This window comes from Bacteroides sp. 3_1_13 (assembly GCF_001185845.1).
GTDB lineage: Bacteria > Bacteroidota > Bacteroidia > Bacteroidales > Bacteroidaceae > Bacteroides > Bacteroides xylanisolvens.
Window position 1 is genome coordinate 246,122 of record NZ_KQ236956.1, and the last position, 25,160, is coordinate 271,281.

Consider the following 25,160-nt stretch of genomic DNA (forward strand, 5'->3'; position numbering starts at 1 on the left):
TAGTGGCTTTAGTGCTGTTTAGCTGTGCAAAAAAGAATAAGTATTTAATTAAAAAAAAAGAAGAAGATGATATCAGAGAAATATGGTCGTACCTATCACTATCCGTTCTCTCCCGGAACGACTAGTGATGACCGAATTAATCATACGTATTGGGAAGATATCCAACGGATTAAGACATTGGTGCATACCGAGAAGTTGGATGGAGAGAATAATTGTTTGAGTCAGTGGGGTGTCTTTGCCCGTTCGCATGCGGCTCCCACCACTTCACCCTGGACGAGGCAACTGCGGGAACGTTGGGAATTGATAAAGAATGATTTGGGTGATATAGAAATCTTTGGAGAAAATCTATACGCCATACATTCTATTGAATATCAGCGATTAGAAACGCATTTTTATATCTTTGCGGTTCGTTGCATGGATCAATGGTTGTCATGGGAAGAAGTGAAGTTTTATGCAGCTTTATTTGACTTGCCTACTGTTCCGGAGTTGAAGATAGAACCTGTTTCCGGTTTAACGCCGGAGCTTTTAAAACAGGAAATCATCGATATGTCACAAGACCCGTCTGTTTTCGGTTCATGTGATCCGTGGACGAAAGTGGCTTGTACTCGTGAAGGAGTAGTCAGCCGCAATATCGAGGAATATCCGGTAAGCGAATTTGCGCATCATGTGTTTAAATATGTGCGAAAAGGACACGTCAAAACAGATGAGCATTGGACGCGTAATTGGAAACGTGCCCCGCTTGTCTGGGAATTGAGTAATGAAAAGGAGAATAATGATGAATTGGAAATTGATAGAAGATAAATCATGGTGCTCACTCGAACAGCAGTTCGAGTGGGTACGCGAAATGAATGTAGTCCCGCAGGATACTCGTCATCACGCGGAGGGAAGTGTGGCCGAGCATACCCGTATGGTGTTGGAAGCATTGCAGCAGTCTTCTGCTTATCATACTCTCTCCACCTTGGAGAAAGAAATTATTTGGACATCTGCATTGTTGCATGATGTTGAAAAACGTTCGACTTCCGTGGATGAAGGAGAGGGGCGGGTATCTGCTAAAGGGCACGCCAGAAAAGGAGAGTACACTACCCGTACTATTTTATACCGGGATTGTCCTGCTCCGTTCCATATTCGGGAACAGATTGCGTCTTTAGTCCGGTATCACGGATTGCCTGTTTGGCTGATGGAGAAACCGGATTCTGTAAAGAAACTCTGTGAAGCTTCTTTACGGGTAGATACTTCATTACTGAAAATGTTGGCTGAAGCTGATGTCAGAGGACGTATTTGTGAAGATAAGAATGGGTTGTTGGAAGCAGTGGAACTGTTTGAGATTTTCTGCCGTGAACAAGATTGTTGGAGTAAACCGAGAGAGTTTGCCACAGATTATGCACGCTTTCATTACTTCCATGCAGAAGGCAGTTATATTGATTATATCCCTCACGAACAGTTTAAATGTGAAGTGACGATGTTGTCAGGACTTCCGGGAATGGGGAAAGACTATTATATTCAGTCTGCTGGCATGGATATGCCGGTGGTGAGCTTGGATGCCATTCGTCGCAAGTACAAATTGAGTCCCACGGATAAGTCGGCGAATGGACGGGTAGTGCAAATGGCGAAGGAAGAAGCCAGAACGTATCTTCGCAAAGGACAGGATTTTGTTTGGAATGCTACTAACATAACTCGTCAGATGCGTGCCCAACTGATTGATCTGTTTGTTGATTATGGTGCAAAAGTGAAGATAGTCTATCTGGAACAGCCATATCACACTTGGCGTCAACAAAATAAAAGCAGGGAATATGCACTTCCTGAATCTGTTTTGGATAAGATGTTGGATAAACTGGAGGTTCCACTGCTGACAGAAGCGCATGAAGTGGTATATCATGTGGTATAAGCAAAGGTTTCTATGCTACGGCTTTTCAAGTCATTCGCTAACTAACTACAAACCATTTGCAGGACATTAAGGGAAAACTTCCTTCCTATTAATTATAAACTTCTAAAGGATAGGGAGGAAAGTTATTTTTCATTAGTTGAAATCTATAAATGCAAGTTCTGTTTTTATAAACAGAACTTGCATTTATAAAAACAAAGCTTCTAATTATATAAATGAAAGCTTTATTTATAGTTTGCTGTTAGTGCATTGCAAGTTTGGTATTGGTTAAACACAAGTTTACTAGTAAGCAAAAGAAAGTTTATTATTAATAGATGAGTCGATGCGTCTATATGGATGGCAAAGTTCCTCTTGCAACAAGCAATTGCAGCAAGAGGAAGTTCATTTTAGAAGACTTATTGAATAACCTCATTTTAATTCCAAATGGATTTTACAGAAAAAATCTCCAGATTCTTTATATCAATATTATTTCCCCAAAAGCAGATTCCATCCTGATTGTTTTTTGCCGCTTTTCTTTCCATAGAATAAGAATATATCCCTCCGTCTATGAATACTTCGATGGAAGTTTTGTCTATGTATATATCGGCTGTAAGTTCCATACTGTTTCTGTCTTCGGGAGAATAAAACACACTGTTGATTGTATTTGCATTCATATCGTAATCTAAGATTCGCTGACCAAAAAGGTCAATGCCGGCACTTGTAGCATGAGATAGTTTGAAAGTCGTTTTGATTCTCAAAGTTCCGGCATTGCGAAATTCTTTAAGATGATCGTTTGCTTTATCAGATGTCAAAGATGCCCATTTTTTCAAAGGGGTAAATAATTGCTTGGTTTCTTTAATCGGATTACTGAATAGCCTAATTCCTTCTTTTGTCGTGTGAAGAGTTAGTTCTGTGGGCAATAGCATCATTCCATTAAATGGCATACCTGGGTGTGAAATACGTCCCCAGGCAATTTGTATGCGACGCCCGTCACTGTCGGGTATATTAGTATATGTTTGTCCTGCATACAGGCTTCCTTTGGTATAAAAATACTTTCCTGATTCCGGGATAAATGTTTTACCGTCAAATGAACCTAGCATATATGTACCTGTAGCTCCATACATTACCCATTTTTTGTTATTGGAATTTCCATCTACTGATAACTCAAAAAGTTCGGGACATTCCCAGAAACCTGTAACATGGCTTTCGTATTTCCAGATTTTCAGATCAGCGGAAGTGTATATGGAGTGTCCATCACGTTCATTCAACACCATTACCCAATGACTCCCGGGATTATACCAAAAAATTTTAGGATCTCGTGTGTCGTGACTATTCCAGATGTGCTTGGAGTCTATCACAGGATTATTTGTATATTTTGTAAATGTGCGTCCTTTGTCGAGGCTATATGCAATACATTGTACTTGCTTGTCAAGTCCGGCGGCCGTATATGCAACAATCATAGCCGGAGTGTCTCCTTTATTGTAACCGGCAGTATTACCATAATCTATGACTGCCGAACCGGAGAACATTCCACCTAAATGATCGGGATATAAAGCATCTGTCAATTCTTCCCAATGTACCAAATCTTTGCTTACAGCATGCCCCCAATGCATATTTTCCCATTCTCGCTCGAAAGGATTATGCTGATAAAAAAGATGATATTCTCCGTCATAATATACAAGTCCGTTAGGATCATTGATCCAACCTCTTTGGGTTGTAAAGTGAAATTGAGGACGGTTGTTTTCTTTATATAAGTTGTCCTCTCCTTTAATATTGTCATCCTGATAGATATTGCTTAATCCTTTTTCATTTCCTTCATAGCTGATTGTCAATGTTTTCCCTTTCAGATTGGAAACATCTTTAAATACCCAATAATCAGCTTCATCGTGAGCAAGACGTATAACAACCGATAGGGCAGGTTGGCCTTTTACCTCAAAGGTCATTTTATGTCGGTCCTCTTTATGAGAAACAGGGATATTTAAATATCTCTTATCGATTTTTATTTTGATTTCTCCTGCTGAAAGTGAATAGCCTATAAAAAGAAGAATATTGGCTAATATAGCTTTTTGAATAAGTAATTTCATGCTGTTTTTATATTATAACCTATTTGAATCTTTGGAATCACTGACAAATATATGTGTTTTTTGGTCTTTTTCAGTAAGTTCCTCTATCTTTATAAAGAAAATCATTTGTGCCTTTTAATGAGACAGACATTAAAGGCACAAATGATTATTATAATTTACCTATTGATTCCCTCATACAGGGATATATATTTGAAACTTCTTTATTTCCGGTCTTTTACATTCGGGAAAGTTAGCATTAGTGCAGGAATACCGGAAGCTGTATAAGAAGACAGGGGTGATGTTGATAATGGAACTCGCTCCAAGAACTTATTAGTCAGATTACGTTCCTTGTCACGGTTTTTCCAGCCGAGATTGATGCTGCGTTCTATATATTCGATGTATTGGGTTTGCCCGCAATCATTAATTAAAATAGGTATGTATTGGGCTAAGATGGCATTATAAATACCTTTTTCGTCTGCTACTTTATCTTGTGTTGGATCACCTTCCGGTCTTAATACTTTATTGGCTGTTGATTTTTTTGCTATAATATAATCCATAGCAGCTTTTGCATGATTCAGATAAGTCTGATCCTTTGTCTCAAGATAAAGCATTGCCGCCGCTCCCATACATGTAGCTTGGTTATAAACAGTTGTGGTCCAGTCGACACCGTCAGGATGCTCAGAGTCAGCTACCGCCCCTGTTGTCGTATTGAATAGATGTGTTGTAGACCATTGGTAAACATCTTTTGCTTTATCCAGATAGTCGGATTTGTTGGTAGCCTTGTATAATTCCATAGCAGCTATGACTGTTGGATAATTGATACATGCCATTTTTCCTAGAGCATCATCTTTCCAACCCCAGTACAAACCTCCGTTTATAGGGTCATACCCACCTGTATCTCTAGGATGCCGGTCTGGATATAATTCTATCGGTTTGCCGTACCATACTCTTTTGAAACCCTCTTCTGATATATCAAGGTAGTTTTTATCCTTAGTTAGCAGGTATGCACGGGCAAGTGAGCCTATCCACCACATCATATCATCGTTCAAATCCCAGTGGGAATAATCATACCAATCGAATGTGAATTCGTTAGAACATCCCTCGAAGTGCTTTTGCATCAGATCTAGATATTTATTATCTCCTGTGAGTTTGTAGGCGTTCATTATCATATCAAACATTGTGGCTTGTGTCCAACCTACAGCAATGTCTGATGTTCCGCCTCCTGCATCTCTGCGATAGACTTTGCGGGAATCTTGGAACAAGTTTTCATTGAATGAATCGTAAGCTGTAATTACATCATTGTATGTGAATCCTTGATCACCGGAATTGTTGTTGTCATTGGCATCGGAGTCGGAACATCCGAATAACATAGCCATCAGCATCCAACTGAAAACGATTATTGTTTTATTTTTATTCATAACTGTTCTTTTTTTATACATGTAATTAATGAAAGAGGTTATCCTCGTTAGGATAAGAGGATAATAACCTCTTTTCAAAATAGGATTGTTTTAATCTAAATTATACACCAGTAATTACGGAATCAATACTTCCATTGGTTCACTGTAATTCCAGCGGCGGACACTTTCTGTTGCGTAGTTTATACGGGCGGCAGCTCGTATAAATACTGTCCTGCCTGAGGGTATTGTGCCATTGGACTTAATGGTAACTTCTGTTCCGAAAAGAGGTTCAAAGTCTGTTCCCGTATATTCTATTTTGTTAGACCAACGATCGTCTCTTGCTCTATACCCCACAGTTGAAGAATAACTTACAAATAGTTGTATATCAGTCATATTCACGAAGCTGTCATTGTATTTCCCTAGAGGTTCTATCTTTTCTTTGAAAATTTCTTTGCTGACACCTCTTGTCACTTTTACTTTTGCTGTAATTTTACCATTACTAATTGTCGGCTCACCTACGAGAACTACTTTTAAGAAAGGCTCTACTTCAAAACGGACTTTTGTTACGCCTGATATTTCTTTCTCTATAGTTTCATCAGCTAAAGGTACTCCGTAGCCGTCTTCCCGCAATAAGGGGATGAATGGACCGTCAATACGAATATTGTAAGTGCCTTTGAATAATTTTGTATGCTGGAATGTACCGTCAGGCATACAATAAAAGTCAGGGTTATGCTGGACGTTATCGCCCCAACTAAGTTCGGTCAAGCGTACGCGAATACCTTCACTACCTTGGTCGGTCAGTATTCTTTCTCCTGTAGCTATATCTATCACTTCACCTTGCAATGTTTCCGCCGGTTCGTCGTAATTGTCAACGCTGAACATATCACAGGAACCGAAAGTGAACAGTGTACACAATAAAGTACAAAATGTTATCTTTTTCATATTCTATGTTTCTTAATTAGTTTTTTTTATATCACTTATCTTTTATCGATTAGGCTGCTGATCGATTACCGGACTCTTAGTTACTTGTCCACCTGGTATTCCGAAGTAGTAGTCAATAGTACTGTAATCGGCAGTTATGTTTGAAGTCCATTGGAAACGAGCGTCAAAGAAATACTTACCAGCTTGGGTTGAGAAGAAAGGATATAATCCACGGAAACGATAACGGGAATTACTGCTAAACTTATCTTTATCTCTTGTTTCACCCCAGAATCCGCTTCTATTATTGTAGTCTTGTACACGCCAACGACGTAAATCCCATTTAGTCTTATGTTCAAAGGCTAATTCTTTACGACGTTCTTTCCGTACGATGTCACGTCCTCCTTCTGTAGCTGTCAGGTTACTTGTCAACAGAGTAGCTCCTGCACGTTCACGGATATCATTTACCGCTTTGGTTGCCAGCTGGAGAAGATTTTCTCCATCAGGAGATGTTACTCCGGCTAAAGATAACTCTATTGCTGCTTCGGCCGCATTGAGCAGAACTTCAGCATAACGCATCAATATAAAAGGTTGAGCTGATTTTCCTTCGCCTGCCGCAAACGATGGATCTGGGTTCAGCCATTTACGTCCATAAAATCCGGTTATTGCCGATTCTCCCTGGTCATAGAACGGACCATTTTCTCCTCCTGCAGTCATATCTTTACCGTCATATTTTACAACTTCTTGATTTTCCATCTTAGGACTGAGATATAATGTTTTGGGCTTGCCGGTATATGCATTTAAATCTTGGTAGTGAGTGTCAGCATTGGCAAAAGAGTAATCATTGAAAAAAGGTTTGATTGGAGTTGCTCCGGTATATATTCCCGCTCTGATTTCAATTTCTCTACCTTTAAACATGTCACCGGGGAAGATTACATAGGCACGTAAGCGAGGTTCCGCATTTTTAAAGAAATCCATCGGTGTATTAAACAGCAGATAGTTGCCATCGGTGTTGGAAGCACCGTCAGTTACTTTCATTGTTCCGTCAGCATAATGTTCGAAGCCATCAAATAATTCTACAAAATCAAGAGTTGGACACGTTTCAGATGATAGCGGAGCGCGGAATATTAGTGGAGCACTGTAAGCGTCATATCCGTGTGTGATGGTTGGATATATGTATTTTCTTACATATATATTTTCCGGACTAGTCAGATCGCTAAACATATCTACCATATTCTGGTATTGAGCTTCTTTATCGTTTGCTGCCCATTTTTTCTTATAAAGATCATAACCACCATTTATCATTACTTCACGGGCTGCTTTATAAGCTTCAGTGAAATATTTTTTGGATGCATCTTCCCATTGGCTCTCGTCGAATCCGATAACACGTACGCCTGTTTTGCGTCCTAATCCTGTAAGACGTCCTTGAACTGTTTCATTATATTTAGCAACGGACCCTGCGTATAGCATAGCTTCAGATTTGAATGCTAATGCGATGTATTTACTTGAATAGCCATCCTTTAACGGTTTGTTACTTAATAGTGATATGGCTGTATCAAAGTCAGATAACACCTGATTCCATGTCTCTTCCTCCGATGAGCGGGGAACTTCCAGCGTATTTTCGTCAGCCGGATATTGTATCACTCTCGTAACCAGCGGCACACCACCATAGCGCTTTGCCATCGTGTAAAAGACAAAAGCTCTTACGAAATAAGCCTCACCCATATAGTGATTATAAACATTACCAGCAAAGTTTCCTTCGTATTTCGGCAAGTTCTCAATTAAAAAATTGGCATCACGCAACAAAGGAAATGATTTTCCCCAGTATTGAGTATCTTCTCCTGTAAAGCTCTTGCAGATGTTATCTCTGCCTACGGCTTCACCTGTTCCTTCAATACCGAATGCACCTAACCAGGAATTGAAATCAAATCCCCATTTTGCCATATATTTAAAATCTTCGAAAGGCATATTACTGTACATTCGTGCCATATAAATATCCATTCCCGATTCACTTCCTATTAAGTCTTTATCGGTAATGAGATTCTTGGGAGCAATATCCAGATCATTGCAACCGCTGAATAATAAGATACTAAACAATGATAATATAAATATCTTTTTCATATAGATAATATTTTAAATTATTTTTTTGTCCAAAACCTTAAAAAGAAAGAGACATTCCTACTGTGTAGGTTTTGTTTAACGGATACATTCTACCCAGATCGTCGTCAGGATGTTCCGGGTCGACAAATTTCACGCCTGTTATTGTAAACAGGTTGTAGGCATTGGCAAATATGCGAAGGTTCATGGTCGACAAAGCTTTTATCCGAGGAAGGGTATAGCCAATTTCTATACTCTTAAGACGTAAATAAGCTGTGCTGACGCGATTGAATTCAGAGTTCCCTTTTGGATAATGGCCCGTATATCCATAGTGGCCGCTTACCCATTGAGTCTTCGGATCGTAGGGATCAGCCAGAGGGTCTGTCGGATGCCAACGATCAAGGAATTGCTCCAAAGCACCTCCGCCATTTTCACCCCATATATTGTATAAAGGTTCTTTATATTCCATAGAACCGAGGGCAGAACCTTGAAATAATATGTTCAGATCAAAATTTTTATATGCGAAATCCAAATTCAAACTGTAATTTAACCAAGGTGTTTGATCGAATGCGAAAGGATGTTCATCTTGACCATTGATTTCACCATCTCCATTCCAGTCTACATACTTGTAATCTCCAGGGAGTATATCTCTGTCTTTATAAATAGGGTATGTCCAGATATCATTCCAATCAGTGTAACGTCCTGCTGAATTATAACCGAATTGAACGCCTTGATAACGGTTGTTCAAATTATCATTGCGCCATCTGTCATAAGAACTGGACCAAGGACCTTTATCGACTGCAGTCATGTGTTTTCTGCGAGTAATAGTACCTATTGCTTTTACTTTATAAGAAAAATCTCCTATTTTATTCCGGTGTGTAAGCTCCAGGTCTATACCAAATTGACGGTCGCTGTTAACGTTCTCTAATGGAGCTTCAGCACCTACAACTGTTGGTAAATCTCCGCTACTACGGGCAAACATGTTCTTACGGCGGCGGTCGAAGTAATCAATCACAAAACCGAATAAACCATCCCATCCCTCAAAGTCTACACCAATGTCGAATGTTCTTGATTCGTACCATGAGATACCCTCATTAGGAAGAGGTTTCGGTGAGGCGGCATAAACGAATTTATCACCAAAAACAAATCCCGGAGCGTAATGATTATAATACCCTTTTTCTGCGTTTTCGCCGGTAGCAGGATAATTATATCCTTGTGCCCATTCATAATTCCAATTATTACTTAAATCATCTCCCAATACACCATAGCTGGCACGTACCTTCAACTGATTCACAAAAGAAAGAGCAGATATTGATTTGAAAAACGGTTCTTCAGAGATACGCCATCCTGCTGATATGGAAGGGAAGAACCCCCATTTATGCCCTTTGGCAAATTTGGAAGATCCATCATAACGGAATTGAGCTTCAAGTAGATAACGGCTTCCGTAAGCATAATTTATTCTACCTATTAAAGCTGAATTAGCTTCCTCGTAAAGATCGGAGTTACCCGAATACATTCCACCTTGTTGGGCAGTGTCTTCGCCTACAAAAAGATATGGAACGCTGAAGGCAAGATTGCGTTGGGCATAGAAATTATCTCCCTGACGTTTCTGAGTTTCCCAACCGACTAATCCACTTATGGAATGTTCTCCAAATGTGCGATTATAATTCAATATCAACTGAGCCAGAGTCTGTTGTTTATCGTACATTTTTCGGAGGAGGTTGCTCGGAGAACTGTTGTTGTATAATTTTTGAGTATAGGTATCAGTCAAATCATCATAAGCATATTGATAATATTCCTTACGGTAACTTTCATTGTTGTCCAATCGGTAATCGTAACTAAACAATGCTTTTGCCGACAAGCCTTTTAAAACTGGTGTTATTGTTCCAAAATCAAAATTGAGTGATGCTGAAGATTGGATATTTTTCTGTTTGTTCTTTTTGTATCCTGACACATCGGAAGTCATGAAGGCAACCGTATTATTTTCCAATTCTAATCCTTTGTAATTTAGCATTGTATTTTTCGGATCGGCATACGCAGGATACAATACCCCTTGTGACCAATAGTTGCGAATAATATCGACTGAACTGTAATAAGGAGAATTTCGTTCATCGAGGAAAGCACTAAGATTGAGTTCGAAAGTCAATCCTTTAAGAATTCTTGTCGAGATGTTAGAACGAATATTATATTTCTCATAATTCAAATCTCCTGATTTGAAAAATCCTTCCTGATAGAAATATCCCATACCTATATAATATTGGGTTCTTTCATTTCCTCCTGAGATGCTGATATCGTGTTGAGTTTGAGGAGAGTGATCTGAAAATATTAATGAATTCCAATCTGTAGCTCGGCGGGAACCATTGCGGAAAGCTTCGAACTGATCTTCACCGTATATAATATTCCCACCATCTACTTTATTCATCGCCTTTTCATTATATAAAGTCATTGTTCCATACGGATCGGCCAGTTTAGGCATGTCAGATGGCTGTTGGATGGTAAAGGAACCATTGTATGAGACTTTTGTTTTTCCCTCTTTTGAGCCTTTTTTAGTAGTTACTAATATAACACCATTGGCAGAACGTACCCCATAAATAGCAGCCGAGGCATCTTTCAGTACAGATATATCATCAATGTCATTAGCATTCAAACGCTGGAAGTCTTGCACGTCACGAGGAACACCGTCAATGATGACCAATGGAGCATCATATCCACGAATATCAAAGTTATTACTATAAGACCCGGGTTCGGCACTTTTTTGCCATACGCGTACTCCGGAGATTTTACCGGTAAGCATATTCTGCGGATTCTCATTTTTTGTTTTCAATAGGTCGGTACTTCTCACTCCTGCTATTGCACCAGTAAGGCTTACTTTTTTTTGTACACCATATCCCACAACCACTACATCACTAAGAGTGATGTCATTGGATTTCATAGAAACATTGATTTGTGTACGCCCATTCACTTTTTCTTCTATAGAATTATAACCTATAAAAGAGAATACTAAAGTAGCATTATCTGGAGCTTCAATACGATATTGACCATCTATACCGGTTATCGTACCTACGGTTGTGTTCTTGATTACAACATTAGCCCCGATTACAGGTTCATTGGTTTCATCTGTAACAATACCTGATATGGTTCTTTTCTGCGCCCATGATGGTGAGCTCAAAGTCAGAAGAAACACCATAAGAATGCAAGAATACAGATATTGCATTTTTTTTGCACGTTGTGTTTTCATCATAATGATAATTATTAAAATTTAGTTATGTTTTTATTCAGTATGAACTGGTTGCTACTCGAATCTTTAGCCTGAATAGGCAAACAAGCAAAAGATTCGAGTAAGAACAGTGTCTTTTTTAGTTTAATTCGACGCTGTGGAATACCAGCTTATTTTCATTGCTGCTCTTTTCTCCATTAAATACACCTATGGCTAACACTACATTACTGCCGTTAAATTGAGCTAGGTCGTATACGAATGTAGCATAGGTATTCGGGTTGTCCGGACCTCCTGCATCATGTTTGAACTTCCAACAACCATTTTCTGCAGCAGCTGCTTCTTTGGCCGTATTAGATATTGGATTTAGATTGACGAATGTTCCGTCTTCTTTGATAGCAGTAAGTTTAAAGAATGTCCATTGATCACCAAACGTGCGGGTTTTCAACGTTAATTTATTATTTCCTTCTGCAATTGCAAATTTAGCATAGAAGTAGGCCTCGGGTTTATTGGTATTAGCGGCTCCGTTCCCTGTTGTTTTTATCAGATAACCTTCACTGGGGAATACTTCTGGGTCTTTTACTGTCGGCATAAATGCCCAACAATAGGCTATATGATTTACATTTCGCCACTCACGGTATGCTGCATAATAATCGCCGCTACCACCGCGAATGGGGCTTATTCCAGTGAATGATTTAGTTGTTTGAACCATTGTTGAACGGACCATTTCTGCAGTTAACTTCCATTCTTCCAAACCTGTGATAGCGGTGCCGGGCAACCAGTTCCATCCTTCAACTTTTTGTGGAGCGAAGCGTATAGCGCGAAGAACCAATTGTTTCCAATAATCACCTGTTGCGGTACGATAGATTCCGATAGCTATAATAACTTCTTTTCCAACATAGTCACTTAAGTCAAAATCATAATCTGTATAACTTTGCGAACCACAGGTTTTGGTTTCTCCCACTTTCACAGCTACAGGTTCTGCAGCAGAAAGATCTACTACTTGCACTCCAAAATACGCCGGTGCTTTGTCATCTGCATTATGGGTGCGGATTCTTAATGACAAAATCTTATTATCTTCCGTGATTTTCTTGCTACCATAAGTATAAGAATCAAATGCGTCCAGATTAGCCGGATTTTTTTGTTCGTCACCTGTATTTCTGATCCTTAAAGTGCTTCCTTCATTCTGTTCTTCCATATTACCCCAGAAACTCAAAGTACACATATAATCGGTTGACCAATCCCAATGAGGATAGCTATCAGCATTTTTTCCGCCTCTGTATTCATTATAAAGCCATTTATCAGCCTCTTTCAAATCATCAGCTGTTAAACCTGGTAATACTTCTACTCCACCCAGACGAATATCGAGAGTGGTTATCTTATCTATAAACTGGGCTTTCTTGATATCCCTTGAAACTGCTACATAACCGGTTTTACTAAATGTAATAGAATAATCATCAATAATGAGACTTTCAAATAAGTATGTACCATCATTGGCGGTAGTTGTAGTCAATGAACCCAGTTTTACTGTTACCCCTGCAAGAGGAGCATTGTTGTTCTTAGCATCAGTTACAGTACCCATCACCTTTGCTGCTGCACTTAGCATCTGAATACTTATAGATGCTACTTTATTAGCATCGAACTTGCTGGCTAAAACAGTTGCGCTGGTAGTCAGATAATCTTTTTTGGTGAATGTAATGGTACGTTTATCCATAGGTGCATTGGAGAAAGAGTACTTTCCATCGGCACCAGTAGCTGTAGAACCTTCGACATCAGAAATAGTAACTGCAACACCACTGATAGGCGTGTTGTTTTCGTCAGTTACCATACCTGTTACAGTACCATAGTCAGACTTGGTCGAATCATCGTCATCGCTACACGAACTAGTTGTGAAAGCGATAGCTCCCACTAACATAAAGAACGTAAACGTTCGTAAGTTTTTCATTAGTTTCATACGCAATTCAAAATAAAGTTTTTTGTTTTTCATAATTAAATATCTATGTATTGTAAGTTTACCGGAATTGTCAAATGTGTTTTTCTTTTTTTCGATTTTTATATGCATTATAATTCGTTGTGTAATTTTTGGCAAAAAAAGAGTATGACGGTTAATTTATAGGTTAAAAAGCGGTTATTTATCTAGGAAATACATTAATCTTTGCCATTTAAAGTCAATATTTTGATATATCAATAATGTTGAGAGTTCATTGTTTTTCATTAATGTAAACATATACAGAAGTTTTTTTCTATAAATATGATACCTGGATATATCTCTGTGGAACTAAGCGCTTCTTTAATAGTGGTTTATTTAAAAATAGGAGAGATGCTAGTTATGATTATTTCTTCTTGGAGAATAATTTTGAAAAAAAAATGAATATTAAAGGTGTTAAGCTTATTGTAATTTGATTTTTTATTTTAAATTTGCATTCAATTCTTTGATTAGAAACACACAAATAAAATATTATGAAGTTGTCATCTTGCCATATCATAGCTATAATAAGTATACTTTTCTTATCATCGACCTTATACGGGCAAGGATTAGAATTTAAAGGGAATGATTATCCCATTGATGAGCGTACATCTTATAATGTTTTTAATGATACACCTATTCAGTTTTCGGATAAGTTTAATATAAGTTTTGAAATGTCATTAACGCGTCCTTCTCGTTTAGGTTATATCGTTAGGATAAAGAATGAAAATAATAAGATTTATAATTTATCTTATTATAACGATGGTATATTCTCTGTGTTTAAACTAAACGAAGAAGGAAAGAATAGTCTTATTGCTGCCAAGTTTGAGACTAAGGATTTAGTAGCATCTCGTTGGTTTCAAGTATCGATGGAATTTGATTTACAAAAAGATTCTTTATGTCTTGCAATCAAACAACAAAAATTTTTTGTACACAACCTTGAGTTACCTTCTAAATGGACTCCAGACATATATTTTGGAAAGAGTGATTATATGATTGATGTGCCAGTTTTCTCAATAAGACAACTTATAATTTCTGATGATAAACAACAGTACAATTTTCCCTTAGATGAAAGTGAAGGAGAGGAGGTTTACTCTATTGAGGGAAAAGTATTCGGACAAGTTAGTAATCCGAAATGGCTTATAAATGAGTCTTATAATTGGGTACAGAAGTATAAGTTTACATCTTCTAGTGTAGCAGGCTATAATTTTGATGATCTTACGGATAATATCTACATATTTAATAAAGATACTCTTATTACCTATAATTTGTACTCGGGTGACGTAATATGTAATAGTCTTGCAAATAAGTGTCCTATCGATATTTTTCTGGGAACAAATTTTTGGAATAGTGGGGCTAATAAACTTTATGTATATGAAGTTCATGTAGATGATGCTGGCAAACCAACAGTTGCAACTTTGGATTTGCGAGCGAAAGAATGGACTGTAGTGAGTAATGAAAACTTACCCATGCAACTTCATCACCATAGTGTTGCTTATGATCGGGAGAATGAACGGCATTTCATATTTGGCGGTTTTGGAGACATATACTATAGTAAAGAATTGTATGTGTATAATTATAACAAAAACAGACTGGACTCGGTCGTTTTGAAAGGAGACCGGATAGAACCACGCTATTTTTCATCAATGGGATACCGTAAGGATGACAATTCTCTCTATATATATGGAGGTATGGGTAATGAATCAGGCGAACAAATAGTGGGACGTCAATATTTTTATGATTTACATAAAGTAGACTTGAACAATAACACGGTTTCCAAGCTGTGGGAAATACCATGGAATAGAGAAAACATAGTTCCTGTAAGAGAAATGGTTATTCAGGATGATTCTTATTTTTATACGCTTTGTTATCCGGAACATTGTTCTAATACTTATCTCAAATTATATCGTTTTGCATTCAAAGACGGAACTTTCCAAATATTGGGTGACTCTATACCTATACGTTCCGAAAAGATAAAAACGAAAGCTAATTTGTATTATAGTGACAAACTCAATAAACTCTTTGCGGTGGTTCAGGAATTTGACGACGATGATATATCTTCCAGTGTGGGTGTGTATTCATTGGCTTTTCCTCCGATAAGTCATGCGTCATTGAGTGCATACATACCTCACAGTAGAAATAGTGAATTTACTTTCCAAATATTGATAGCATTACTTATATTATTAGTTATAGTAATTATATCTGCTTTGATCTTTTTTATCAGACGTCGTTCCCATGAGAAACAAGGAGCAAATGATAAAAAAACTGTTATAAATCCAGTAAATGTAAAATGTTCCACTTCCTTGGAACAAAATTTAGTAAAAGCTAATAGCGTTTATTTGTTTGGGGAGTTTATGGTACGTGACAGGCAAAATAAGGATATAACCTATATGTTTAGTACCAAATTAAAACAGGTATTCTTATCAATTCTTCAATATAGCCCTAAAGGAGGTATCTCATCACAGAGGTTAAGTGAATTGTTTTGGCCCGGTAAATCTGAAGATAAGGTGAAAAATTCACGTGGGGTTGCCATTAATCATGTAAGAGGAATCTTAAAAGAAATTGATGGAATTGAACTTGTATATGATAAAGGTTTGTTCAGGATTGAATACACGGATGAATTTTATTGTGATTATCTTGCTTGCGTCAAACTTTTGATGATAAATAATACTGGAGGAAATGCGACAGAACTAATTGGAATTGTATCTCGCGGGAAGTTTCTTCGGTCAATTGATATGCCAGAGTTCGATTCTTTCAAAGGAAATCTTGAGCAAAAATTAGAACCGGTATTATTGATTGAGATCGAAAATTGTTTTAAAAAAGAAGCGTATAAGATAGTTGTTGCACTTTGTGAGAGTTTATTTTATATTGATCCTATAAATGATGAGGCTCTTTGTTATGCAATTCAGTCTCTGACAAAAATGAATATGGTAAATGAGGCAAAAGTGCAATATTTAAAATTCAGTGTCGAATATATGAATACGATGAATACAGAATATCCTTACTCATTTACCGATATACAAAAAAGAGTATGATGTTGTCCCCTTCATCTTTTGTTGTAAAGGCTGATAAATAGGTATATACAAGGTGAAGGATAGCTGATTCACCCGCCCTTTCCCCGTGTACTTGTTTGGTGAATATAAAGCTATGCTTTAGAGTATGCAAAGCATAGCTTTAGCCTACTTAAAGCGATGCTTTACAAAAATCAAAGAGTTTGTTTCAATCATTTAGCGTATTTAAAATAAATATCCCAATGTTTGTTTCAACTATCAGGAAGAAAAATAAATGCTATGAGCATACTGCATTTAGCTATAAGCATATTCCGATTTGCTATAATGAAATCGGGAGTGAACTCTTGGTGAAGGGCTGCCCTTCACCCGCAAACACCGATGAACAGGGAAAGGTGAAGGGGTGAAGGGATAAATGGCTTTTGCTTCATATCTCTATTTGTTCTTTATGCACTTTGGGTTTGTTAACTGAAAATATAAACAATAATTCCGGTAATCGCCACATACACCAACGCATAAGGAATAGCTGCTTTCAGTATTTCACCTTCTTTTCCTTGTTGGTTTCCCGCAGAAGTAGCAATGGCAATACTTTGTGGAGAAATAATCTTACCACCTGTAGCACCTACTGTATTTGCAGCGGACAGCCAATCCGGACTGACATGAATTTGCCCTGCAACACTTGCTTGCAACTTTCCGAAAAGAATATTGGAAGAGGTGTCGCTTCCGGTGATAAACGTTCCCAGACAACCGATGACCGGAGCAAACAGTGGATACAAACTTCCCGTAGCCGTAGCCAGTGCCGTGGCAATCACAGCAATCATTCCGGCACTATCCATAATTGTGGATAATCCCACAAGGCAGATCACTGTGATGAATGTTTTCTTTAATTGCTTCACTGTATTCCAAAGAACGATGAACAGGTCTTTTACTTTAGCTCCTTGAATCAATCCACCGATAAAAGTTCCGATGAAAAGCAATACCCCGGCATGAGTTAGCCAGGAAATGGTATAATTGACGGTGGAAGCATTGATGGGCAAACTGATTTGGGTTATCCAGTTATTCTCTAATGTATGACGCAATTCCGGGAAGAGGGGACTGGTCAGAATGATTAAAAATAGAATCAGCAAATAGATGCTCCATGCATTCAGTATATCTTTTGTTTTCAGATGGCTTTTCCGTGCTTTCTCTTCTTTAGAGGCAGTCAGTTTTCCATAAAGAACAATCACGATAATCGAAAGAATACTGCCGATAATGGCCGGAGATTCAGCACCCATATACTTGGCAGCCAGATACTGGCTGACTAAAGAAACTCCGCCTACTAATAAGGCAAGAAATATATTTTTGGGAAGCGATTTAAGTTTGGAGTCAGTAAGGAAAAGCAAAACCAGCGGAATCAGGAACATCAAAACGGATAACTGCAATACGACATTCGTGCTAAGATGCAATACATCCAAATTCGTTTCTTTGGCTAATACCAACACCGGAGTTCCGATCGCTCCGAAAGCGGTGGCTACACTGTTGGCAATCAAACTTACGGTTGCCGAAAAGATAGGCTTAAATCCCAGACTGATAAGAATGGCTGCCGGAATGGCAACTGCTGTCCCGAAGCCGGCCATCGCTTCCAGTAGTCCCCCGAATCCCCAAGTCAGTAATAACACCTGAATACTTTTATCGGTAGAAATAGAAGCGAATTGCTGTTTGATAATCTCCATCTTTTCCGTTTTCAACAATACGTTGTAACTGAAAATAGCCATCAGGATAATGATTAAGATAGGAGAGACGGCTTTTAACGCCCCATATAAAAAGGAGTAAAACAGATTGTCTACTGAAAAAGCGAAGCCGAAAATAGCAATCAGCATCGTCACGATCAGAGAAATGATACTACTTTTGTCACCCGGCATTTTAAAGAATGCCATTAATATAATCAACAGTAACACCGGAATAATAGCAAGGATCAAGGTCATAATTATCAGATTTAAAAAGTGGAACGTCGTTTATTATTGATATAACAAACAAACGTCCCACTTTGGTCGGTTGAATAAAAAGATTTTTCTATTTATTTCATCTTCACGCTAAGAATTTGTTGTAATTGTTTTAAGTTGGCCAGCGCAGCTTCGTTACCTAGCTTTGCTGCCTTTCGGATAGCTGTTGGCTACCTGATACATTTCGTTCAGACTAAGGTATTTCGGATTTTCCCGGATAATGATGCGGCCTTGTTCAACATCGAAGTTGACAACGGTATAGGTTTTATTAAAAATGATAAGCGATAAACAGAAAAGCGGGGAAGTTTGTTGTCGCAACCTGCAAAAAAAAGCTCCCTAAATAAATGGATAAAGATGTTTTAAGGCATAAATGCTAACATTTTCCACACATGAGGCGTTCATTATATAAAAGTACTTTGTGTAATCAATATGACAATGATTTCATATATTACTGTTTATTTTTACACACACATACAACTTTAATAACTACAGCCTATGAAAGAGCTTATTAACAACCTGGAAGAACTGAACAGGAAAGCAGAAAAAGGCGGCGGAGACGCTCGCATTGAAAAACAACATTCTGTGGGCAAACTGACCGCCCGTGAACGCATCGATTTATTATTGGAGAAAGGTTCGTTTATCGAACTGGATAAGTTGGTAACCCATCGGTGTACCGATTTCGGTATGGAAAAGCAGAAATTTGCCGGAGACGGGGTAGTGACGGGATATGGTATGATTGGCAAGCGCCTGGTCTATGTCTTTGCACAGGATTTCACCGTATTTGGTGGAGCTCTTTCGGAAACGCACGCTAAGAAAATTTGTAAAGTGATGGACATGGCTATGCAAATGGGAGCACCCATCATCGGATTGAATGACTCGGGCGGTGCACGAATTCAGGAAGGGGTACGTTCTTTGGCCGGATATGCCGAGATATTCCTGCGCAACTCTATGGCATCCGGAGTGATTCCACAGATTAGCGCGATCATGGGCCCATGTGCCGGAGGTGCGGTTTATTCTCCTGCATTGACAGATTTTATCCTGATGGTGAAAAATTCCGGTTATATGTTTATTACAGGACCGGATGTGGTGAGAAGTGTGACACAGGAAGAAGTCACTAAAGAGGAACTCGGCGGAGTAGGCGTACACATGACAAAGTCCGGTGTAGCTCATCTTTCTGCGGAGAATGATATTGAGTGTATTAATTATATTCGTGAATTGATTTCCTATCTGCCGGGAAATAATATGGAAGAGCCTCCGTTTGTAGCTACAAACGATTCGCCGACCCGCCTGACTCCGGAACTGGCTAATTTGATTCCAACCAATCCGAATCAGCCGTATAATATAAAAGAAATGATTGAAGCAGTGGCTGATGATAATAGTTTCTTCGAACTTCAGGCAGAATATGCAGCGAATATTGTGACCGGCTATATCCGGCTGAATGGAAAAACAGTGGGAGTGGTGGCTAATCAGCCATTGGTACTTGCTGGTACACTGGATATTAACGCATCTGTCAAAGCTGCCCGTTTTGTCCGCTTCTGCGATGCTTTCAATATCCCTTTACTGACATTGGTAGATGTGCCGGGATTCCTTCCGGGAATCGATCAGGAATATGGCGGAATTATCCGCAACGGGGCAAAATTGCTTTATGCTTATTGTGAGGCTACAGTGCCGAAAGTTACGGTTATCACCCGCAAAGCATACGGTGGCGCTTATGATGTGATGAGCTCCAAGCATATCCGCGGAGATGTCAATCTTGCTTTTCCTACTGCCGAAATAGCAGTGATGGGACCGGATGGAGCTGTGAATATTCTTTTCCGTAAGGATATAGATAAGGCCGGAAACCCCGAAGAAAAACGGAAAGAACTTCAGGATGATTATCGCGGGAAGTTTGCCAATCCTTACCGGGCGGCGGAATTGGGATATGTGGATGAAGTGATTGATCCGGCGGTAACCCGTTTGCGGTTGATTCGAAGTTTCGAGATGCTTGCCAACAAACGGCAGTCTAATCCTCCTAAGAAACATTCGAATCTTCCGCTTTAATAAGTTGAGAGTGGAGAGTTGAGAATGGAGAGTGTTCATTAAAAGAATAAAAAGATTATGATAAAGAAAATATTAGTAGCCAACCGCGGTGAAATAGCGATGCGAATCTTCCGTACCTGTCGGGTGATGAATATCTCGACGGTGGCTGTTTATACCCATGTAGACCGAGGAGCTTTGCACGTACGTTATGCGGAAGAAGCCTATTGCATCTCCGAATCGCCTGAAGATACTTCCTACCTGAAGCCGGAATTGATATTATCCATTGCCAAAAAGACCGGAGCCGCTATTCATCCGGGATATGGTTTCTTGTCGGAGAATGCGGATTTTGCCCGTCGTTGTGAAGAAGAAGGAGTGATTTTTATCGGACCGAGTGCGGACATTATTTCCAAAATGGGAATCAAGACAGAAGCCCGTAAGATTATGCGTGAAGCAGGATTACCCATTGTTCCCGGAACCGAGACACCTGTGCAGGGGATTGATGAAGTGAAGAAAGTGGCCAATGAAGTAGGTTATCCCATTATGCTGAAAGCACTTGCCGGAGGTGGAGGAAAAGGAATGCGCTTGGTACGTACGGAAGAAGAAGTGGAAACGGCTCTTCGTTTGTCGCAATCCGAAGCAGGGACTTCTTTTGGCAATGATGCGGTATATATTGAGAAATACATCGAGAATCCCCATCATATCGAAGTTCAGATCATGGGAGATAAATATGGCAATGTGGTCCATCTTTACGAACGTGAATGTTCCATTCAGCGTCGTAACCAAAAAGTGATAGAGGAAAGTCCTTCTCCTTTTGTGAAAGAAGAGACGAGAAAGAAGATGTTGAAGGTTGCTGTGGAAGCCTGTAAGAAAATAGGATATTACAGTGCCGGGACATTGGAGTTTATGATGGATAAAGACCAAAACTTCTACTTCCTCGAGATGAATACCCGTTTGCAGGTAGAACATCCTGTGACGGAGGAATGTACGGGAGTTGACCTGGTTCGGGATATGATAACAGTTGCTGCCGGAAATCCGTTACCTTATAAACAGGATGATATTCAGTTTAGCGGAGCAGCTATCGAATGTCGTATTTATGCGGAAGATCCGGAGAATAACTTCATGCCTTCTCCCGGGGTGATTACTGTTCGTGAAGCTCCCGAAGGGCGTAACCTGCGTCTTGACAGTGCCGCTTATGCCGGATTTGAAGTCTCTCTGCATTATGACCCGATGATTGCCAAGCTATGTTGTTGGGGACGTACCCGTGCTTCTGCCATTTCCAATATGGCACGTGCTTTGCGCGAGTACAAGATTTTGGGAATTAAAACAACAATTCCTTTCCATCAACGTGTATTGAAGAATGCAGCTTTCCTGAAAGGCGAATATGATACAACGTTTATTGATACGCGCTTTGATAAGGAAGATCTGAAACGCCGTCAGAATACCGATCCGACGGTGGCTGTCATTGCTGCCGCAGTGAGACACTACGAACGGGAGAAAGAAGCGGCTTCCCGTGCCACAACGCTTCCGGTGGTAGGCGAATCGCTCTGGAAGTATTATGGTAAGTTGCAGATGACTGCTAATAATTATTGATGTAAGACTAAAAAATAACAGAACAGATTATGGGTACAACATTAGCTACATATTACGCCAAGCTCCAGGACATGCCGGATAGTGAATATAAGGTGGAAATACTGGAGGACGGACCAATCAAGAAGATTGCAGTCAATGGCAAAATATATGAGGTCGATTATAACATGGGTGGCGACTCTATCCATTCGATCATCATCGATCACCACTCGCATGGAGTGCAGATTTCTCCCTCTTCCAATAATTCATATACAATCATGAATAAAGGGGAGCTTTATCAGATTGAATTGCAGGGAGAAATGGAGAAGATACATAATGCCCGCACTGCTGCCGAGTCTGTGGGACGTCAGGTAGTACAGGCACCGATGCCGGGAGTAATACTGAAGACGTATGTAAAGAAAGGAGACAATGTGAAACGTGGCGATCCGCTTTGCGTATTGGTGGCAATGAAGATGGAGAATGAGATACGTTCGGTGACGGATGGAGTAGTCAAAGAGGTGTTTGTGGAAGATGGCATGAAGGTGGCATTGAACGACCGGATCATGGTAATTGAATGATTTTCAAAAAAAAACTAGCTTTTGCGTACTTATCTTCAAAAAAATATTTACTTTTGGCAGATAAGTACGCATTTATTCTGATATATCATGAACACCGAACAAAACCAAAAAGCACTATTAGAACAGCTGGAAGCGCTAAAGAAAGAAAATGAGCAGCTCAAAAAGGAGCTTTCTATTCTTAGGAATGAGAATATAAGTAATCGTCCCGTTAGTTTCAAAGAAAAATATGCTGTCAGGATTCTGGACTCTTTGCCGGATATGCTGACTGTCTTCAATCAGAACGAAGTAGGCATTGAAGTTGTTTCCAATGAAGAAACCAATCATGTCGGGATATCAAACAAAGATTTTAAGGGAATGTATATGCGGGAAATGGTTCCACCGGAAGCATATCAGAATATTCACTCCAATATGCGTCAGGCTGTCAGCACGGGAGCTGTTTCAACCGCCCATCATGAATTGGATTTTAATGGTGAACATCATCATTACGAAAATCGTATCTTTCCGTTGGATGAAGAGTATGTATTGATTATGTGTCGTGATATAACGGAGCGGGTGACCACGCAAAGGCAACTGGAGGTTTTCAAGAGTGTACTCGATAAAGTGAGTGACAGCATTCTTGCCGTATCGGAAGACGGGACATTGGTTTATGCAAATAAGCAATTTATAGAAGAATACGGAGTTACCCAACAGATGGGTATCCAAAAGATATATGATTTGCCCGTCTCTATGACAACAAAGGAGGCGTGGGAAAGACGTCTTCAGGAAATACGTGACAATGATGGCACTTTTGCTTATCGTGCTGCCTATATGCGGAAAGGTGAAGATAAAGAGCGGATGCATCAGGTGTCTACATTTCTGATTCGTGAGAATAATGAAGAACTGACTTGGTTCTTTACACAGGATATTACTGATGTTATAAAGAAACAGGATGAACTTCGCGAACTAAATCTATTGCTGGATGGTATTTTGAATAATATCCCAGTCTATTTGTTTGTGAAAGACCCGGAAAATGATTTTAGGTATTTGTATTGGAACAAAGCATTTGCCGACCATTCAGGTATCCCGGCGTCTAAAGCGATCGGACATACGGACTATGAAGTATTTCCGAGTCATGGAGACGCAGAGAAATTCCGTAAGGATGATTTGGAATTACTTCAGACCCATAAGCGTATTGATATGCAGGAAACGTATCTTTCCGCCACCGGGAAAGCGCGTATCGTACAGACATTAAAGGCACTTGTGCCGATGGAAGGACGCAAACCGTTGCTGATTGGTATCTCTTGGGATATTACTAATCTTCAGAATATTGAGCAGGAACTGATAAAGGCAAGGATTAAGGCGGAGCAATCCGACCGATTGAAAAGTGCTTTCCTTGCTAATATGAGCCATGAGATCCGGACACCACTGAATGCAATTGTAGGATTCTCTCAATTATTGCCTGCTGCCGAAACTACTGAAGAGAAAAAGCTCTATTCGGGTATTATCAATCAGAATTCGGATATTTTGTTGCAACTGATTAATGATATTCTGGATTTATCGAAGATAGAAGCCGGGACACTGGAATATATCAAGCGTCCAATGAATCTGGGAGAAGTTTGCCGGACAATTTATGCTGTTCATAAAGAACGTGTGAAAGAAGGGGTAACTCTTGTTTTTGATAATGTGGATGAGAATTTATTTATTGAGGGAGATCAGAATCGTATCATGCAGGTGATAACGAATTTCCTGACTAATGCGAGTAAATTTACGTATGCAGGAGAGATTCGTTTGGGTTTTGAGCGGACGGATAAAAATATTCGTGTATATGTGAAGGATACAGGAATAGGAATAGAACCGGAAAAGGTAGATCATATCTTCGAGCGTTTTGTCAAACTGAACTCTTTTGCTCAAGGCACAGGATTAGGGCTATCTATCTGTCAGATGATTATCGAAAAGATCGGTGGAGAAATAGGAGTGACTTCTGAATTGGGTAAAGGCTCTACGTTCTATTTCACGATTCCTTATGAAGAAGCCGGAGAACTCGGCGAAATCTTTAAAATGTCAAAGACGGAATCTAAAGGAAATACTGTAAATCGTGTGCAACAGATCAAAAAGATTTTGGTAGCGGAAGATGTAGAAAGTAATTTCATCCTGCTGAAGAATCTGATCGGCAGGGAATATACATTGCTTTGGGCTAAGGATGGGGTGGAAGCCATTGAAATGTATAAGCAGTATCAACCGGACTTAATTCTGATGGATATAAAAATGCCACGCATGGATGGATTGGAAGCAACGCATATCATTCGTTCTTATTCCAAAGAGGTTCCTATTATTGCTTTGACGGCTTATGCTTTTGAAACGGATAAAGAATTGGCTTTAGAGATGGGATGCAATGATTTTGTGACTAAACCGGTTTCGGAAAGAACTTTGAGAAAGGCTTTGGATAAATATTCGACTATTGTTTAATGAATAGATGCGACAGAAGGGAAAACGTAAGATCATAAAAACAATA

General features: G+C 39.3%; 14 protein-coding genes. 7 read left to right on the forward strand and 7 right to left on the reverse strand.

What is annotated here, in order from left to right; genetic code table 11:
- Nucleotides 1–66: 66 nt before the first annotated feature.
- Entirely contained in the window at nt 67–801 is a 735-nt protein-coding gene (locus tag HMPREF9009_RS13360; protein ID WP_008019617.1) for an RNA ligase family protein, read from the forward strand.
- Nucleotides 776–1,885, forward strand: coding sequence for an AAA family ATPase (locus HMPREF9009_RS13365; protein WP_049703317.1), 1,110 nt, complete (start codon nt 776–778; stop codon nt 1,883–1,885). Before HMPREF9009_RS13360 ends, HMPREF9009_RS13365 begins: the two co-directional genes overlap by 26 nt.
- A 410-nt stretch (nt 1,886–2,295) precedes the next feature.
- Here the strand turns inward: HMPREF9009_RS13365 and HMPREF9009_RS13370 are convergent, their stop codons facing one another.
- From HMPREF9009_RS13370 to HMPREF9009_RS13395, 6 genes are all read right to left on the reverse strand, one after another.
- Complete coding sequence (locus HMPREF9009_RS13370) at nt 2,296–3,945, reverse strand: glycoside hydrolase family 32 protein (protein ID WP_008025648.1); 1,650 nt, start codon at nt 3,943–3,945, stop codon at nt 2,296–2,298.
- A 200-nt stretch (nt 3,946–4,145) separates the two neighbouring features.
- Entirely contained in the window at nt 4,146–5,342 is a 1,197-nt protein-coding gene (locus HMPREF9009_RS13375) for a glycoside hydrolase family 76 protein (RefSeq protein ID WP_008025645.1), read from the reverse strand.
- 114 nt (nt 5,343–5,456) lie between these two features.
- Nucleotides 5,457–6,263 (reverse strand): DUF3823 domain-containing protein, encoded by an 807-nt coding sequence (locus HMPREF9009_RS13380; RefSeq protein WP_008025643.1) that lies wholly within the window; start codon nt 6,261–6,263, stop codon nt 5,457–5,459.
- A 42-nt stretch (nt 6,264–6,305) separates the two neighbouring features.
- Complete coding sequence (locus HMPREF9009_RS13385; RefSeq protein ID WP_008025641.1) at nt 6,306–8,360, reverse strand: RagB/SusD family nutrient uptake outer membrane protein; 2,055 nt, start codon at nt 8,358–8,360, stop codon at nt 6,306–6,308.
- A gap of 37 nt (nt 8,361–8,397) precedes the next feature.
- Nucleotides 8,398–11,577: a SusC/RagA family TonB-linked outer membrane protein gene (locus tag HMPREF9009_RS13390; protein ID WP_008025639.1), complete on the reverse strand. Its 3,180-nt coding sequence runs from the start codon at nt 11,575–11,577 to the stop codon at nt 8,398–8,400.
- A gap of 115 nt (nt 11,578–11,692) precedes the next feature.
- A complete protein-coding gene (locus HMPREF9009_RS13395; RefSeq protein ID WP_232313588.1) occupies nt 11,693–13,537 on the reverse strand; it encodes a carboxypeptidase-like regulatory domain-containing protein in 1,845 nt (614 codons plus the stop codon).
- A 473-nt stretch (nt 13,538–14,010) separates the two neighbouring features.
- Between HMPREF9009_RS13395 and HMPREF9009_RS13400 the strand changes: the two genes are divergently transcribed.
- A complete protein-coding gene (locus tag HMPREF9009_RS13400) occupies nt 14,011–16,551 on the forward strand; it encodes a Kelch repeat-containing protein (protein WP_049702462.1) in 2,541 nt (846 codons plus the stop codon).
- A gap of 437 nt (nt 16,552–16,988) precedes the next feature.
- Here HMPREF9009_RS13400 and HMPREF9009_RS13405 read toward each other — a convergent pair whose 3' ends face one another.
- Nucleotides 16,989–18,488, reverse strand: a complete 1,500-nt coding sequence (locus HMPREF9009_RS13405) for an L-lactate permease (protein ID WP_049702463.1) — start codon at nt 18,486–18,488, stop codon at nt 16,989–16,991.
- 513 nt (nt 18,489–19,001) lie between these two features.
- On the opposite strand from HMPREF9009_RS13405, the gene HMPREF9009_RS13410 reads away from it, so the two are divergent.
- The 4 genes from HMPREF9009_RS13410 to HMPREF9009_RS13425 all read left to right on the forward strand — a co-directional run bounded on the left by HMPREF9009_RS13410 (nt 19,002) and on the right by HMPREF9009_RS13425 (nt 25,114).
- Nucleotides 19,002–20,546: an acyl-CoA carboxylase subunit beta gene (locus tag HMPREF9009_RS13410; protein ID WP_004314805.1), complete on the forward strand. Its 1,545-nt coding sequence runs from the start codon at nt 19,002–19,004 to the stop codon at nt 20,544–20,546.
- 57 nt (nt 20,547–20,603) lie between these two features.
- Entirely contained in the window at nt 20,604–22,115 is a 1,512-nt protein-coding gene (accC, locus tag HMPREF9009_RS13415; protein WP_008643568.1) for an acetyl-CoA carboxylase biotin carboxylase subunit, read from the forward strand.
- 29 nt (nt 22,116–22,144) lie between these two features.
- Nucleotides 22,145–22,669 carry a biotin/lipoyl-containing protein gene (locus tag HMPREF9009_RS13420; RefSeq protein WP_008025626.1) on the forward strand — a complete coding sequence of 175 codons (525 nt, stop codon included), beginning with the start codon at nt 22,145–22,147 and terminating at the stop codon, nt 22,667–22,669.
- 87 nt (nt 22,670–22,756) lie between these two features.
- The gene (locus HMPREF9009_RS13425; protein WP_049702464.1) at nt 22,757–25,114 is read left to right on the forward strand and encodes a PAS domain-containing protein; all 2,358 of its coding nucleotides are present in this window, start codon (nt 22,757–22,759) and stop codon (nt 25,112–25,114) included.
- Nucleotides 25,115–25,160 lie beyond the last annotated feature (46 nt).